Source organism: Ignavibacteria bacterium (genome assembly GCA_036262055.1).
Taxonomy (GTDB): domain Bacteria; phylum Bacteroidota; class Ignavibacteria; order Tepidaquicellales; family Tepidaquicellaceae; genus DATAJP01.
This window is the reverse complement of record DATAJP010000002.1, coordinates 357,289-372,523: the sequence shown is the minus strand read 5'-3', so window position 1 is coordinate 372,523 and position 15,235 is coordinate 357,289. Positions and strand designations below refer to the sequence as shown.

General features: G+C 37.1%; 15 protein-coding genes and 1 riboswitch. Of the genes, 5 read left to right on the top strand and 10 right to left on the bottom strand.

Annotated features, from left to right (window positions below; translation table 11 throughout):
• Positions 1 to 29: 29 nt before the first annotated feature.
• The 5 genes from VHP32_03420 to VHP32_03400 all read right to left on the bottom strand — a co-directional run bounded on the left by VHP32_03420 (position 30) and on the right by VHP32_03400 (position 4,553).
• Positions 30 to 305, bottom strand: a complete 276-nt coding sequence (locus VHP32_03420; protein ID HEX2786929.1) for an EsaB/YukD family protein — start codon at positions 303 to 305, stop codon at positions 30 to 32.
• Between the two features lie 299 nt (positions 306 to 604).
• Positions 605 to 1,171: a TMEM175 family protein gene (locus VHP32_03415; protein HEX2786928.1), complete on the bottom strand. Its 567-nt coding sequence runs from the start codon at positions 1,169 to 1,171 to the stop codon at positions 605 to 607.
• A 15-nt stretch (positions 1,172 to 1,186) separates the two neighbouring features.
• Positions 1,187 to 1,618 (bottom strand): META domain-containing protein, encoded by a 432-nt coding sequence (locus VHP32_03410; GenBank protein ID HEX2786927.1) that lies wholly within the window; start codon positions 1,616 to 1,618, stop codon positions 1,187 to 1,189.
• Between the two features lie 190 nt (positions 1,619 to 1,808).
• Entirely contained in the window at positions 1,809 to 2,273 is a 465-nt protein-coding gene (locus VHP32_03405; GenBank protein ID HEX2786926.1) for an META domain-containing protein, read from the bottom strand.
• A gap of 42 nt (positions 2,274 to 2,315) precedes the next feature.
• Positions 2,316 to 4,553: a DNA methyltransferase gene (locus tag VHP32_03400; GenBank protein ID HEX2786925.1), complete on the bottom strand. Its 2,238-nt coding sequence runs from the start codon at positions 4,551 to 4,553 to the stop codon at positions 2,316 to 2,318.
• Between the two features lie 231 nt (positions 4,554 to 4,784).
• On the opposite strand from VHP32_03400, the gene VHP32_03395 reads away from it, so the two are divergent.
• The 3 genes from VHP32_03395 to VHP32_03385 all read left to right on the top strand — a co-directional run bounded on the left by VHP32_03395 (position 4,785) and on the right by VHP32_03385 (position 7,445).
• Positions 4,785 to 5,945, top strand: a complete 1,161-nt coding sequence (locus tag VHP32_03395) for an ABC transporter substrate-binding protein (GenBank protein ID HEX2786924.1) — start codon at positions 4,785 to 4,787, stop codon at positions 5,943 to 5,945.
• A 193-nt stretch (positions 5,946 to 6,138) separates the two neighbouring features.
• On the top strand, positions 6,139 to 6,498 hold the full coding sequence (locus VHP32_03390; GenBank protein ID HEX2786923.1) for a four helix bundle protein: 360 nt from the start codon (positions 6,139 to 6,141) through the stop codon (positions 6,496 to 6,498).
• A gap of 50 nt (positions 6,499 to 6,548) precedes the next feature.
• The gene (locus tag VHP32_03385; protein ID HEX2786922.1) at positions 6,549 to 7,445 is read left to right on the top strand and encodes a branched-chain amino acid ABC transporter permease; all 897 of its coding nucleotides are present in this window, start codon (positions 6,549 to 6,551) and stop codon (positions 7,443 to 7,445) included.
• Positions 7,446 to 7,529: 84 nt separating this feature from the next.
• On the opposite strand, the gene VHP32_03380 is transcribed toward VHP32_03385, so the two are convergent.
• From VHP32_03380 to VHP32_03370, 3 genes are all read right to left on the bottom strand, one after another.
• On the bottom strand, positions 7,530 to 8,111 hold the full coding sequence (locus VHP32_03380) for a DUF1579 family protein (GenBank protein ID HEX2786921.1): 582 nt from the start codon (positions 8,109 to 8,111) through the stop codon (positions 7,530 to 7,532).
• Between the two features lie 155 nt (positions 8,112 to 8,266).
• Positions 8,267 to 8,839 carry a DUF1579 domain-containing protein gene (locus tag VHP32_03375; protein ID HEX2786920.1) on the bottom strand — a complete coding sequence of 191 codons (573 nt, stop codon included), beginning with the start codon at positions 8,837 to 8,839 and terminating at the stop codon, positions 8,267 to 8,269.
• A 172-nt stretch (positions 8,840 to 9,011) separates the two neighbouring features.
• Positions 9,012 to 9,788 (bottom strand): M15 family metallopeptidase, encoded by a 777-nt coding sequence (locus tag VHP32_03370; protein HEX2786919.1) that lies wholly within the window; start codon positions 9,786 to 9,788, stop codon positions 9,012 to 9,014.
• 110 nt (positions 9,789 to 9,898) lie between these two features.
• Here VHP32_03370 and VHP32_03365 point away from each other — a divergent pair, with 110 nt between their 5' ends.
• Both VHP32_03365 and VHP32_03360 read left to right on the top strand, forming a co-directional pair.
• Positions 9,899 to 10,615: a PIG-L family deacetylase gene (locus VHP32_03365; GenBank protein ID HEX2786918.1), complete on the top strand. Its 717-nt coding sequence runs from the start codon at positions 9,899 to 9,901 to the stop codon at positions 10,613 to 10,615.
• 59 nt (positions 10,616 to 10,674) lie between these two features.
• Positions 10,675 to 11,670, top strand: a complete 996-nt coding sequence (locus VHP32_03360) for a lipoate--protein ligase (GenBank protein HEX2786917.1) — start codon at positions 10,675 to 10,677, stop codon at positions 11,668 to 11,670.
• Positions 11,671 to 11,680: 10 nt separating this feature from the next.
• On the opposite strand, the gene VHP32_03355 is transcribed toward VHP32_03360, so the two are convergent.
• Together VHP32_03355 and VHP32_03350 are read right to left on the bottom strand one after the other, a co-directional pair.
• A complete protein-coding gene (locus tag VHP32_03355; protein ID HEX2786916.1) occupies positions 11,681 to 12,475 on the bottom strand; it encodes a DUF4239 domain-containing protein in 795 nt (264 codons plus the stop codon).
• Between the two features lie 122 nt (positions 12,476 to 12,597).
• Positions 12,598 to 15,021: a TonB-dependent receptor gene (locus tag VHP32_03350; GenBank protein ID HEX2786915.1), complete on the bottom strand. Its 2,424-nt coding sequence runs from the start codon at positions 15,019 to 15,021 to the stop codon at positions 12,598 to 12,600.
• A gap of 64 nt (positions 15,022 to 15,085) precedes the next feature.
• Positions 15,086 to 15,226: riboswitch (TPP riboswitch) on the bottom strand.
• Positions 15,227 to 15,235 lie beyond the last annotated feature (9 nt).

Sequence of the window (15,235 nt, the reverse complement as noted above, 5' to 3'; positions counted from 1 at the left end):
TTATTTTTTATAAATAATGTTATGTTGTTTTATAAACTTCCTGCTGTAATCTCCGGGTGAAGCCGGAGGACATCGCCTTCCTTCACCCCGGCTTCTGAGAGGGTCTGATTATCTTTGAGCTGTTTGCCTGATGCTTTGTGATGAAACTTATATGAGAGCGGTTCGCCGTCGGGTCCTGTAAGAGGCATTTTCATTTTCGGAAGCAAGACTTCCATGATTCTTTTTATCGGGGCATCATCGGGCAGAGTCGCTTCCTGCTCCTTGTTGCCCGTCGCGTCTATTATTGTAACGTTTATCTTCGCCATACTCTAAAATATGTATATTTATTTATACATAAAATTGAATTTCTGTTACTTTCTTTTGATTCATAAAAACCTGTTTTCTTAATCCGCATTTGAAAAATTGGCGTACCCCGAAGAGGCGGCTGTGCCGAAGAATTTGGAAATAATTGCGTCAATAAAATTCGCTGTTTGAGTATTCTGACTTGTCAGAATACGAGTTTGAATTTTATAGCAATTATTTAAAAATTTAGACAATTTTTCAGGAGCGGAAGATTTTTCTTTGGTTACTTTCCTTTTCATCTTTGAAAAGAAAGTAACAGAGGTTACAATCTATTAGGCGACAGCTTCTTTGATGGAATGAAATAAATCGCGGGGATTAAAATAAAAATTCCGGTCGGGATGTAAATGCTTATTAAGCTTAGCGGAATACTGATTGCATAAAGCGCAGTGCAAATCCAGTTAAGCTTATTCACGTCGCGGCGGTTTTTCTCGGGAATGTGAGTGAGATTTTTATTGACTACAAGCTGAAGTGTTGAGTATGCCGCTGCATTCAGCGTCATTACTACTCCATAAAAAACGTGGCTTTGAGAAGAAAAAAAATCCAAGCCAAGCGCTTCGGTCGGCAGGGGGATGAGCGACATAAAAAATAATAATAAAAAATTCAGCCAGACGATTGAAGCGTTAACTTTTTCAAGCTGCTCGAACATTGCATTGTGGTTGAGCCATAAAATCCCGATGACAATGAAGCTCAGCGCATAAACTCCCACGTGCCTGATTACATCGTGCACATTATCGGATGTAAATGCCGGAAGCTTTATTTCAAGCACCATCAATGTGATAATGATTGCAATAACTCCGTCACTGAACATCTCCAGCCGGTCTTTTTTCACTGAGCTTTGTTGAGTTTAATTTGCAGGGGCGAAAGTCATTACTTTGTAATCAACCGAAGTAAATATTTTCAGATATCCATTTTGAATGTCATAACGCTGCGCCGCTCCAAGCAGCCGGAGATATTCTCCTTCCATTTGTATCTGCGCACATCCGACATCCGTTGATAAAATTTTGCTTATTGATACTACAGTGCCGTTCAGGTTATACACTCCTGTAAAACTGTTGCACGGTCCTGTGCCGGTGACTTGCCCGGTGGAGAATTTCACGTCAAAGTCTGCGGTTACGGAATCACCGGTGACTGATATAAGAGCCCACATCGTGTTTTCAAACGGAGGCCCGCTCATTTTTCTTTCGGAGCCCGAGCTTGAGCAGGAGATAAATATAAATGCTGCAATCAGTAATGAGGGAAGGAAAAAATATTTTGATAAGGTTGTTATAGTCTTCATATGTTTTGTAACATACGAATAATTGAAAAAAGTTTAAATGAATAAGTCCTCCTTTGGAAGAGGACTTTCAGACCGAAAGGAGTTATTTTCTTTTGAAAGATGAAACAATTTCAACGCTGATTTTTATGATATTCTATAATCAAAGAAATTTTAAATCATAACAAAATCTTAGTAATCTGCGTTGAGTTGGTTAATACATCTTCCTGAATGTTGCGGTGGTGGTCAAACCGTCGGTGACTGAATAAAACGTCAGGCGGTTGCCGGAAGCATTGCTTGATATGCTGTATCTCGTTACGTTGCCGAGAAATGAGAAATATCTCTGCTCCAGGTCGAGCTCCGGGCAAGCCATTCTCGTAGCTCCGATTGCACCGATTGTAAGCGTTGTTCCGGTGACGGTATATGTGCTGAAATAGTGATTGCAGGGAGCTTTGCCGTTCATCTGGCTGCTGTCGGCGAAGTTGAGTGAAATCTCGTTGCCGGAAGTAAGATACATCGTGTCGACTCTCTCGCCGTAAAGCGACTCAAGCATCCACTTTGTGTTTTTTATGCTCTGTCCCGTTCCCGTCGTTCCTGCTCCCGAGCAGGAATACAAAACCACTGCCGTTATCATTACAATTGCGACTACACCAAATAAATATTTCAGATTTGTTTTCATATTTCGCGTTTATCTATTAAACACAGGAAAGAGTGAAAAGGTTTAGAATAATTCAAATTGTCCGTGTTCTTTTATTTTCCATGTATCGGCACCGTGACGAACAGCAACAGTTTCTAAAACATTTAATATTGTTTGGTGTTCCGGCGTAACTCCATTTCTCAAAAGAGGCATAATATGGAAAACAATTTGCTCTAAGGTTGGAAATTTATTTTCGAGTTTTTGGCGTCGAAGATATGAAATGAGATAATATTTTATTCTTAAATGTATATCAACATGAGTTTTAAATTTTGCATTCTTTTTTAAAGTAAATAATTCTGTGTCATCATCATAATCAAATGAATCTAATAATATTGGTGTTAAATCCGAATATTCTTTTTTTAATAAATCTAAAAACCCCAATTCCAAACCTTTAATTACTAATTCATCATTTATTTGTTCGAGTGTGGCACCATTATGTTGTGCTATAACACCTTCGACTGTCTGAAGAATTATTTCACTAATGTCCATTCCTAAATGAGCTTTTAAAATTGCTTTAGGGTTTTTGACTTTTTTAAAGTTAATTATTAATTGTCCTGCAAGCACCGTGAAAGGATGTTGTCTTTTCTTAAAACTTGTTTGACCATTCGCTTGTTTAACGGCACCTGCGTATTCAAAACCTGCCCTTTCTGCACTATCTAAAATTAAGTGCCAAAGTTCAGGGTCTTTATGAGCAAATACAAAACTCATCCATCTGTCAAACTTTAAAACTCTATACATTTCCTCAATAGATTTTGCAATTAACTCTGAATATTCTTGTTTAGTTTTTTCTTGCTCACCACCTTCTATTGCTTCTAATTGTCTATCCTTTTTAGTTACTTCAAGGTCAAGCCATGCATTCCACATCACGGATAAATCCAAATAGGGGATTTTATTTCCATAAGGCGGGTCTGTATAAATGTAGTCTATGCTTTCAGATTTTATTTGTTTTAAATCTGTTGCGGTTCCTTTATAGATTGATGCATTGCTAATTGTCTGCTCGTTAATTTTATATTGTATTTCGCGTTTAGCATTTAACACAGCTGAAAACTTTTTTGTGAAAGTTTCCATTAAATCTAAATTAACAATCTGAGGTGCAAGACGATAGCGATAATACATCATTGGGCCACTATTGCCTGCATTTTCACTGGCATATGTCGAATGATGATAAGTGAGATTTGCTTTGTTAACACTGCTAGAAAATGCAAGTAACAACGAGTTTCTAATGTTGTTATTTTTTTCTTTATTTATTAAATGTTTAAGAAAAGCAAGTTGAGCAAGTTGTTTATCGGAAAATAAATCTTCAATTTTTTCTACATCAGAACTTTTAGGAAGAATAAAACCTTTTGGATAAGGATATTTTTTAAGAGCTTGCTTAATTTCTTCTTTGGATTTAGGTTCGTTTTTTACATAGGAATTTTTAACCCTATCGAATGCATCCAAAAACTCTCGTTCTTTAACCGGAGCGATTAATGAGCTAACAATAAATACTGACATTGGATTTAAATCAATATGAATTGCTTTTCTATCGTTCATTAAGGCTTCAATTAAAGTAACACCACTTCCACCATATGGATCTAAAATAATGTCACCGGGTTGAGAGAAATTTTTTATATATTCAGCTACGATATTCCAGCTCTGTTTTGTAAAATAACCATGAACGCCAAAGTGTCTTTTCGCAGCTCGTTTTTTAACAGGAATTTCTTCCAATAATGGACGTTTTAAATAATCAAACTTTTCTTCTTTGGATTTTTCTATAACAGGTGTATATATAATTTCTTTTCCTGTTTGAAAAGACTCCGGAGATAAATATTTATAAAGTTGTTCCCAATATTTATTTATATCCTTAACATTGCAGTATATAAGTGGCTTTTCAATATCTTGCCGGAATAAAATAAATTCTCTGCCATTAGATAATGCAAAATACTTTGCGCGAATTTCGGGATGTATTGCATAACTAAATACTTGTTCAACATTATCGCCCTGTGTTATTTGTTCATTAGGAGCTTTTGCATCCAAAACAAAAGCAAAATTGTCTTTCACCTTTAATAAATAGTCAGGAATTATTGTTATTGGTCTTTTCTTTGAACCAATTTTTAAAAATGGATGTAATAAATTTTTGCTTCTTATAATATTTTGTGAATTATAACCCAATGCTTTTAAAATAGGTAATATAATTTCTTCACGAACACTATCCTCTTTAAAATCAGGTGAATTTAATAACTTAAAGTTGAAGTCTTTTAGGAGTTTTTGGCTTGATTGCATATTAACTTTTGTAAACTAACTAAAACCAAATATTTAAACAATAACTTCTGTTGGATTCCTGCTTTCGCAGAAAAGACAATATATAACAAATGTTATATCTATAACATTTTTTAATGTTACAATTGTAACATAAATCCCTTTAATTTCTGTATATATTCGACTAATTTTACCAAATCATTTCATTAATAAATCAGATTTTAGTCATTTTAATTTTAACCTAAAACAAGGGGTATGAAAAATATTAAACTTAGCAGTGTGGTTTATCTTTTGGTGTTTGGAGTTATTCTCGGCGGGTTCGGGCTTGGACTTGCAGGATGCAACAAAGGCGGCGGTGATACAATCAAAGTCGGGCAGTTTGCATCGCTTACGGGAAGTGAAGCTACGTTCGGGATTTCATCTGACGAGGGCTTGCGTCTTGCAGTTGAAGAAGTCAACTCACAGGGCGGAGTGCTCGGAAAACAAATCGAGCTTATCACCGAAGATAACCGCGGACAAACTTCCGAAACTCAGACGGTCGTTCAGAAGCTCATTAACAGGGATAAAGTCGTTGCCATAATCGGCGAGGTTGCATCATCACGAAGCAAAGCAGGCGCACCGATTTGCCAGCAGAATAAAATCCCGATGATTTCTCCGGCTTCGACAAATCCTGAAGTTACCGCTATCGGCGATTATATTTTCAGAGTTTGTTTCATCGACCCGTTTCAGGCAACTGTTATGTCGAAGTTTGCTCTTAACTCTCTGAAGGTTACAAAAGTTGCTTTGCTTATTGACGTTAAGAATGCTTACTCAACAGGTCTTGCGGAAAATTTCAGAAGAGTGTTTACTGAAATGGGCGGACAGGTAATCGGTGAACAGCAATATACCGCAGGTGATAAAGACTTCAAAGCACAGCTTACTGCTTTAAAGAATGAAAACCCGCAGGCGATTTTCATTCCGGGATATTATACGGACGTAAACTTAATTTCAATTCAGGCGCGCGAGCTTGGAATAACGATTCCTCTTTTCGGCGGCGACGGGTGGGAATCCGAAAAGCTTACCGAAGGTAAAGCAGCTAATGCGCTCGAAGGTTCTTTCTTCTCAACTCATGCATCAATAGATGACCCGAATCCGAAGATACAGAGCTTCGTTCAGAAATACAAAGCTAAATACGGAAAAACTCCTGACACTATGGCGCTTCTTGCTTATGACGCAGGATGGATTTTGTTTGATGCAATTAAAAGAGCCGGTTCGACCGAAGGTCCGAAAATCAAGGATGCTATTGCAACCACAAAAGATTTTCCCGGTGTATCGGGAACAATTTCACTTAACGAAGACCGTAATGCAGTAAAACCGGCAGTAGTTATGGAAATCAAAAACGGAAAGTTTGTTTATAAAGAAACAATCGCACCGTAGTTCAAGTGGTGAAGTGGTGAAGTTGCGAAGTGGTGAATTTATGAAATGGTGAATTTGTGAAGTGGTGAATGTTTAAGGGTGAAATAATGAATTTGTGAAATCGTGAAATGTGAATATTTTAATTGTTAAATAGTGAATGTTTAAATGTGAAGTTTTAAATTTGCGAAGTAAAGAAATACATTTAACAATTATTATGACTTTTAACGAAGATTTAAGAAATAGAACTAAAAAATTCGCTATTAGTGTTATTTCACTTATAAAAGATGAACCTAAGAAATTTGAGGTTCAAATAGTTTTTAATCAATTACTAAGATCTGCAACTTCAGTTGCAGCAAATTTTAGAGCTGCTACAAGAGCTCGCTCTAAAAAAGAATTTTATTCAAAGTTATCCATTGTTATCGAAGAATGTGATGAAGTATGTTTTTGGTTGGAGATTATTATTGAATCGAAATTATTAAGCAGTACTAAAACAGATTTGTTATATAAAGAGGCAATGGAATTAGTAAAAATATTTTCTTCAACACGTAAAAAAATCAGAGAGAAATATTTATGATACTTGTTTTTATTCGCAAATTCACGATTTCACAATTTCGCATTTGAACTATGACAGAGTTTCTTCAACAGCTAATTAACGGACTTTCGCTTGGTGCAATCTATGCACTGATTGCACTTGGCTATACGATGGTTTATGGTATTCTGAAATTCATAAACTTTGCTCACGGCGAGGTGTTTATGCTTGGAGCATTTTCAGGATATTATCTTGCGGGGTTATTCGGAGTAACATCACCGTCTATTGTATGGGCAGTTATTATTTTAATTCTAACGATGGTAATCACCGCAACAATCGGTGTGATAATCGAAAAGCTTGCATACAGACCATTGAGACATTCATCCAAGCTCACTGTGTTGATTACTGCAATCGGAGTATCGCTGTTTTTGCAATACGGCGGACAGCTTGTGTTCGGCGCAGACCCGAAATCTTTCCCGACATTAATCGAAAACTATAATTTTAATATTGCAGGTGTCAGAGTATCGTTGATTCAGCTTATCGTAATTTTCTTCTCGTTGTTTCTGATGCTTGGCTTGAGATTCATTGTAATGAACACAAAAATCGGAACGGCAATCAGAGCGGTTTCGAATAATCTCACAGCAGCATCATTGATGGGAATCAACATAGACAAAGTAATTTCATTCACGTTCATTCTCGGTTCTTCGATGGCAGGCGCAGCAGGTATTTTATATGCAATCAGCTATCCGAGCATCGACCCGTTAATCGGCTTATTACCCGGCTTGAAAGCATTTATTGCAGCGGTTCTTGGCGGTATAGGCAATTTTCCCGGAGCAGCACTTGGAGGAGTATTGATTGGAATAATCGAAACGCTGACGGTTGGATATATTTCACCTACTTACCGCGATGCAATTGCGTTTGCAATTTTGATTATCATTTTATTATTCAGACCATCAGGGCTTTTAGGAAAGAAGGAAATAGAAAAAGTATAAGTTTAACAGATATTGGAGGAAACAAAAAAGGGGATTCATCTCAGGATGAAGCCCCTTTTCTTTTTATATGATAAAATTATTTTTTTACCTGGTATATTCTATTTGCATCATCTTAAACTCTTTTCCGGTTTCGTTTAGAGTTTTGTAAAATTCCCATGTAGTGCTGTTAGCATTGTTGAATGTAATAACTTCTCTTACTGAGCTTGGTTGTCCGGTCATAAGGTCTGTAGAAGTTCCTGTCATTGTTAAAGTTTTTCCGTCTGCGCTCATTGTTCCGCTTGTATTATGTATAGATGTTGAACCGTTATCTATCCACATGTTTTGATAAGTTTGAGTTGCATTATCATATGCTGTTATGAACATTCCCTCAAAAGGCGAACTGTTTCTGTCAGATGTTGAAGTAACTTTCCCCTGAAGATATCTTCCTCCGTAAAGCATTTCATTTACTAATGTGCCTGTGCTTGTCATAGGCTGTGCTCCGGGATATACCCATAAGGTTGTGCTCACATTCCATGTCCCAACAGATGAAGCCATCATTTGGTGCTGTGTTCCAGGTGTCATGAATTCCGTCCATTTTTTGAATCCCTCGCTGTCATTTTGAGAATAAACCAATGAAGTGCCGCTAACCAAAAATAAAAATACAAATAGGGGAATTAATTTTTTCATAAGTATAAAGATTTAATTTGATAAAATTGTGGAAGCATAATTTACTTAAAAATTTGATTAATATAAATTAATAAGCCATTATGAAACAACTAAACTACTAAAAACAAAAAAGGGGCATTTGCCCCTTTTCATATTGAAAAATATTTAAATTTTTTTTATCGTGTATATTCGATAACCATCATTTTATACTCATTACCCGTTGCTCTGTCAGGACCATACATTTCCATTGTCATTTTGTTGTCACCATCGAAAATCAGCACTTCTCTTATATTACATGGTTTCCCTGTCATAGGGTCAACCATTGTTCCCGTCATTGTAAGTTTCCCGTCTGCACCAATATTTCCTGTTGTGAACATTATACCTGTTCCCATATTATCTATCCAGGTATTTTGATATTGTTTCGCAGCGTTATCATAAGCAGTTAATGAAATTCCTTCAAAAGGCATTCCCATCATTTGCGCGGTAATTTTTCCCTGTAAATATCTGCCTCCAAGAAGCATTTCGTTTACACAAGTCCCGGTGGTTACCATTGGTTCTGAATTAGGTTCCATCCACATTGTGTTTTTTAAATTCCAGGTACCAACTGACTTTGCCAGCATTTGTTGTTGTGCTCCGGGAGTCATTGCTTCCATCCATTTTGCCATTTCCTCATTGCTCATATCCTGGGAATATGCAGAGGACATACCGGCTAAAAATAGAATAACGAATAAAGATAGTAATTTTTTCATGGGGTTTATATTTTTTTGATTAATGAAAAATTAAAGGGTATTGAAAACTCTTATACAAAAATAAAAAAGCTTTCTTTATGATACTTCTTGAAAATTGCTTATTTGGTTTATGGAAAATTATTAAATAAATTTCTCAAATAATATATATTACGAAAAATTTTTAAGAGGGGATTTACTTATTTAGCAATTCAGGACGGTATTCGAAGTGCATTGTGTCATAATGAAACCATTTACCACCCCAAATAAATCCATATTTTTCAAATATTTGCACGATTTCCATAGGGATTTGATTTCTGTAAGTGGTAGATTTATCCCAAAGCCAGTAATCGGAATAAGCCGTGTTTATGTCGATTGCAATTCCGAACGAATGCGCGCTGTAGCGGTTCGTTCCTGCAATTGGACGCCAATTGAATGTCCCTGCGGTTTTTTTAACGTATTTTTTCAGATTATCAGGGAGCTGTTCAAGCTCATCGGAAACTGCTTTGAGCTGGATGTGAGCATCATTAATTTGTGAAACCTGCAATCTTTCGTTTGATGAGTTAGGCATCCAATCAATTGTAACAAGGTTTTGCTTTACTTCACCGGCGGAATTACCGTACATCTTCATAAAAAAAGGTTCATAGCGGATTCTTCCGGGGTCAAAGTTTTCGCCCGGAGGAGGGTTCCATTCACCAATAGGGTATTCAAGTTTGAACATATCTTCGAGGTCGGGATTGTCGAGCATTTCATCAAATGTTTTTTCTTTGCCATCATCGTATTGCATCACTGTTCCGTCCTTCCAGTATAAATTGTTTTCATCAGCCGAGTCAAGAAAATCAGGATATGCTTTTAAAAGCTTTTGCAGACCTTCGGGAATTTTCTTTTGCTGCTCAGCGTTAGCATTGCTGTTATTAACAGATTTTGTTCCGCACGCGAAACACAGCAAAATAACTATTGTGAAATATCTCATAGTCTATTTTTCGTATATTTTTTTACAAAATCAATTAAGTTATTTTTGAATAACGGGATGAATATAACTTAACCGCCAAGCAGTTAATTCTCACCTTACATAAAAACAAAATGAAAATACTTTATATCTTTCCCCATCCTGATGATGAATCGTTCGGACCATCTGCCGCAATGTCGGCACAAATGAGAGTGGGACATCAGGTTTTTTTATTGACCCTGACAAAGGGAGGCGCAACAAAACAGCGTCATAAATACGGTTATTCTGTTGACGAAATGGGAGAAGTGCGCTACCGTGAAATGTTAAATGTTGAAAAAGCTCTCGGACTTTCGGGAATGACCGTGCTTGATTTACCTGACAGCGGACTGAAAGAAATGGACCCGCGTGAAATTGAGAAAGTTGTCGAGGAGGAAATAAAAAAAATTAAACCTGATGTTGTTGTGAGCTATGCTGTTTATGGCGTAAGCGGTTTTCATGACCATCTTGTAATGCATGCAGTCGCAAAAAGAGTTTTTTTGCAGATGAAAGATGACGGCGCTGATTATCTGAAACGTCTTGCGTTTTTTACTTTGAGCAAAAAAGATCTTGAACAGAAAAAAGACACGAATGCGTTTAACATTCAATCATCACCTGATGAATTGATTGACTGCCAAACTCCTATAAATGAAGAGGATAAAAACAAAATGCGCGCAGGACTCGATTGTTATGTAACATTTCAGGAAACGATAAAAAATGTCGGAGTTGCCGATATGTTCGGTGATTTTGTTTCATTTGAGATTTTCGGTGAAGACCACAAACCGCCGTTAAAAGATATTTGCGAAAAGCTTTAAAACACTATTTAGTAGGACAGACATTCTTGTCTGTCCACTAAGAATTTAAAAAATATTTAATGAAGTTAATTAACAACGAAAATATTACCGACCCGACAATCAATCTTGCGCTTGATGAGTATTGCGTGAGAAATCTCGATGTTGAAAACGAAAATTATATTTTGTTTTACATAAACGCTCCGTCGATAATCATTGGTAAACATCAATGCACGATTGAGGAAATAAATTATCCCTATACAAACAGAAATAATATCTATGTTGTCCGCAGAATTTCCGGCGGCGGCGCCGTATATCACGATTTCGGCAACTTAAATTTCAGTTTCATAAAAAAATATGAACTTCACAGCATAAACAATTTTCAGAAGTTCACCGAACCGGTTATAAAAACTCTTCATTCGCTTGGTGTGAATGCGGTTCTTGGAGGAAGAAATGACATTACCGTTGACGGAAGAAAAATTTCAGGTAATGCGCAGTTCTCGAACACAAAATCGATGTTTTCTCACGGCACTTTATTGTTCGATTCAAATCTTGATGACGTTGTCGAAGCATTAAATGTTAAAATAGACAAAATAGAGAGCAAAGGGATTAAATCCATAAGAAGCCGTGTTGCAAACATAACGGAGTTTCTTAAAGAAAATATTTCGATTGAAGAATTCAGAAATGAGTTACTAAAAAACATTTTTGGAAGTGATAAAAATTTTCCTGTTTATAATCTTACGTCCAAACAATGGCATGAAGTGAGAGACCTTGCAGAAAAAAAATACAGAACATGGGAATGGAATTTCGGACGTTCGCCTGAGTTCAACATTCAGAAAGTTCACAGGTTTGATTTCGGTCAAATCGATGCAAGATTTCATGTGAAAGATGGTATTATCCAGGATATGAAAATCTTCGGTGATTTCCTCGGGCATGGTGAAATGAAAGAAATTGAAGACAAGCTGATTGGCAAAAAATATATGGAAGATGAAATTGAAAAAGCCGTGGAAGGAATTAACCTGAAAGAATACATCGGGATTGAAAATTCGAAAGAATTTGCGAAGTTTTTATATACTTAAGCTCGTTAACTTATTGCGCGAACAAAACAGTTCTCATCAAGTTTAAAATATATTGATATGAGTCACTCGTAATTTTTGCATCCCCAAGAAAGCCGTTATCCAGCACAAGAATCAAAAATAAAATAAGCACATTCATCAAAGTAAATGCTCCTGTAAGCATGCTTTGTATAACTAACTGATCCATTGTAAAGAAATAGGTGAAGAAAACAGAAAGTAATGCACCTATGATGAGCACAACCCACATAACGTTAGGCACTCTGTTTGTTGCGTAAAAAATTCTTGTCCGGCGTTGACCTACAAGGTCATTAAGCTTCTGATATATTTCCTGCAGAACAATTTCCTGGGTCTTACTGGTGGGATTATAACCTGCAAGTATTACAAAAACCTGAGAAAGTTTTTCCTTAGCGCTTGTGCTTGTTTGTCTTGTCTCCATTAAATCCCATTCCTCTGCCACAACAATTGAATCATACTGCATCAGCCGTGTCCTGATTTCGCTTTTCTGAGGGTCATTAAGAACTCCGACATCAAGAAAAAGCTCGAAAGATAAAATTGCTTCATTATCAACAGTCTCTTTTGCCGCTTCATAATCATTCCATGTTGCAAACACAACGAATGCAACAAGAACAGCATAAATTAATCCGTAACCGTTAAAAATAAAGCTTGCGACCTCATGATTGCTTTTCCAGTTTTCGGGTTCAAGTTTTTTTCTGATAATAATGAGTATAAGAATTGATGTCCCGACGGAAACAACTGAGATTAAAGGAATGGAAACTATTAAAGGTAAACGTATAAGCCACTCTAACATTCTATAAAATATATTTTTTATAGAGTTATATCAACGGATTTAATTAACAATTAACAATGTGCAATGAGCAATTAATAATACCAAGTATTACTAATTGCTCATGGTTAATTGTACATTGCAAATTACAGTCCCAGTGTCAGCTCAAAGAAAACATTTCTTGTAGCAGCGGGAATCCAGTACGGCGTTCCCGAGCCATCAACGCTTCCATAAGTTTCATAAAGCTTATCGAAAATGTTGTTAACCTTTAAGCTTAAATCAAATTTGCTAAGCTGCTTATAGTTGAGAACCTTCATTAAATCAAAACTGATGCCTGCGTTGAAAACATTATACGGCTCGATTACTTTATCTACATATCCCGGAACGTTTCTTGCAGAAGGATTTTTTCTGTCATTTTCGGAATTATCCAGATATTGTTTTCCGACTGACTGCATGTTCACATAAACAGTAAAGCCGTACCTGTTTTTATAATGTAAGCTCAGGTTACCTATTATGTCGGGAGTTAACAAAATTTTATTATCGGAATAGTTATTTCCATAAATAATATTTCCTGTTGAATCAACTCCGAGAACTTCGATGTACTCATTAAAAAAGTTTTGTGAGAGATTCAGGTTTCCTGAAACTCCGAACTCGTGGGAAAGATTTTTTAGCAATTGATAGTGAAGCTCAAGCTCGATTCCTCTGTGAGTTGATTTTCCCGCATTGCCGACAATCGGCTGACCGACGTTGTCGAGCTGACCGTTGTTCACGATTTCATTTCTGAAATCCATCCAGTAAAAATTTAAATTTGTGTTCAGTTTTTCATTGTCATATCCGAAACCAAGCTCGAAGTCAAGCATGTCTTCAGGCTTAATTAACGGGTCTTCGTAAGTATTCGTCGCAGGGTCAACAACTCTGAAGTTCGGCGTTGAGTAAGGACTTTCAGCATCATAGATGTCTTTCAGCCTCGGCTCTCTGCGCGCATAAGAAATGTTTGCAAACGTTCGGAAGTTATTTGTGAATTTATAATTCAAACCGAGACGCGGAGTAACAAAATTATAATTTACCGTGAAGTCATACGGCTTAAATTTATCTTTCGAGATTTTGTATTGATGATTTACATACTGAACACCAAGCATCCCCGTAAGCTGCGGAGTCAGCTCATAAACTTCATTCGCAAAAATAGAGAATGTTCGCTTGCCTCCCTGATAATAATAATATTGATAATTCACGGGAGTGCCTTGCGGAAGCGCATCACCGAAAGTTATCTCACCGTAATGCTCCGATTTATGGAAACGAACCTCACCACCGACAACAAGCGAGCCATTGTTAGAGTGATTCCACTTTAATTTCGGAAACCATCCATAAGTGTCGTTGTTCACATAAAGATTTGTAACGATGTCTGATGTAATGATTTCATAACCGAGTGCCGGGTCATAATAAAATGAACCGTCGGGATTTCTTCTATAGTAAGCCGGGTTATATAAAGTCGAATCTGGAACATAGTATGGATTCAATCTGAAATAAGAAAAATCATAACCGTAATAAGCAGGGAAGTTTGTTACGAAGTATCCCTCGCCGCGAATGTAACTGAACGTATTAGAGATAAAAAGATTTTTTGACGGCTGAGTGTTGAAAATTAATTCATAGTGCGGCTGGTTATAGTTATCGGATTCATTCGGGAATGTGATGAAATTATATCTGCGGTCTACAAGCTTGTCGCCTGTTACCTGCCCATCGAGATAATCTCTTGTAACGCCGAGATATGCAAGATGGTTTTTAATCGGTCCGCCGTAAAAATTTAATTTAACGATTGAGTGGTTGCCAATCATTTTTCCTGCGCTGAAAAAATATGCCATGTGGTCAGACCATGAAAGATCGCGGTATCCGTCGGTGTTTATTTTGGTGAACTTGCCATAAAACCCGAAACCGTTTGCAACGTTGCCTGATGAATACTCGAGCGAGTAGCGTTTGGAATTATAATTTCCGTATCCGCCTTTAAGATTTAAGAAACGATGCTTGAAGTAATCGATTGTCTGAATGTTAATAACACCGCCGATTGATGACGAGCCGTAAAGCGCAGTCCCGATGCCGCGCTGAATCTGGATATTCTCGACTGATGCGGTTAAGTCGGAAATATCAACCCAGTAAACCTGATGGTCTTCGGGGTCGTTCTGCGGAATGCCGTTTATCATAATTGACAGGCGATGCTGGTCGAATCCGCGAAGCGTGAGATAAGAATATCCGACTGACGAACCGGACTCGGAGTAAGTATTGATGCTTGTCGTTCCTTTCAGGAACATCGGAAGGTCTTCCATCCAGTAACGCTCTTCGATTTGCTCGCGGTCGATGTTTTCGAAAGTGATGGGAGTGATTCCCTCGACTCCTCGCAGAGCATCGACTTCGATTGTCTCGGTCTCGATGGTGGTTGTGGAATCATCATCTTTACTTGTGTCATTCTGAGCGAAGCGAAGAATCCCATTCTGGGAAGTCATTCCCGCGAAAGCGGGAATCCCAATAATTACGGATAAAAAAAATAAGTTTACAAAGAACACAAAAAGTTTTTTCATTTTATTTTAAAAATAAAAAACGCTCAAACCCTTTCCGAACCTGATAAAATGGAAAGTATTTAAGCGTTAAAAATTTTTTAATTCCTACGCCGGCATTACCCGGATCAGGTTCAAAGGGACTCTCTCAGCCTAAGTTTGATTTGCGGAGACGCAAAATGTTGCGTCTCTACATGCAAAAATCAATTAAGCACCCCTGTATGTTTACAAAGTTACA

Bases quoted from the DNA above. Each gene is read 5' to 3' on its own strand.
- VHP32_03420 (HEX2786929.1), bottom strand. From the start codon at position 305: ATGGCGAAGATAAACGTTACAATAATAGACGCGACGGGCAACAAGGAG.
- VHP32_03410 (HEX2786927.1), bottom strand. From the start codon at position 1,618: ATGAAGACTATAACAACCTTATCAAAATATTTTTTCCTTCCCTCATTA.
- VHP32_03405 (HEX2786926.1), bottom strand. From the start codon at position 2,273: ATGAAAACAAATCTGAAATATTTATTTGGTGTAGTCGCAATTGTAATG.
- VHP32_03400 (HEX2786925.1), bottom strand. From the start codon at position 4,553: ATGCAATCAAGCCAAAAACTCCTAAAAGACTTCAACTTTAAGTTATTA.
- VHP32_03395 (HEX2786924.1), top strand. From the start codon at position 4,785: ATGAAAAATATTAAACTTAGCAGTGTGGTTTATCTTTTGGTGTTTGGA.
- VHP32_03390 (HEX2786923.1), top strand. From the start codon at position 6,139: ATGACTTTTAACGAAGATTTAAGAAATAGAACTAAAAAATTCGCTATT.
- VHP32_03385 (HEX2786922.1), top strand. From the start codon at position 6,549: ATGACAGAGTTTCTTCAACAGCTAATTAACGGACTTTCGCTTGGTGCA.
- VHP32_03380 (HEX2786921.1), bottom strand. From the start codon at position 8,111: ATGAAAAAATTAATTCCCCTATTTGTATTTTTATTTTTGGTTAGCGGC.
- VHP32_03375 (HEX2786920.1), bottom strand. From the start codon at position 8,839: ATGAAAAAATTACTATCTTTATTCGTTATTCTATTTTTAGCCGGTATG.
- VHP32_03370 (HEX2786919.1), bottom strand. From the start codon at position 9,788: ATGAGATATTTCACAATAGTTATTTTGCTGTGTTTCGCGTGCGGAACA.
- VHP32_03365 (HEX2786918.1), top strand. From the start codon at position 9,899: ATGAAAATACTTTATATCTTTCCCCATCCTGATGATGAATCGTTCGGA.
- VHP32_03360 (HEX2786917.1), top strand. From the start codon at position 10,675: ATGAAGTTAATTAACAACGAAAATATTACCGACCCGACAATCAATCTT.
- VHP32_03355 (HEX2786916.1), bottom strand. From the start codon at position 12,475: ATGTTAGAGTGGCTTATACGTTTACCTTTAATAGTTTCCATTCCTTTA.
- VHP32_03350 (HEX2786915.1), bottom strand. From the start codon at position 15,021: ATGAAAAAACTTTTTGTGTTCTTTGTAAACTTATTTTTTTTATCCGTA.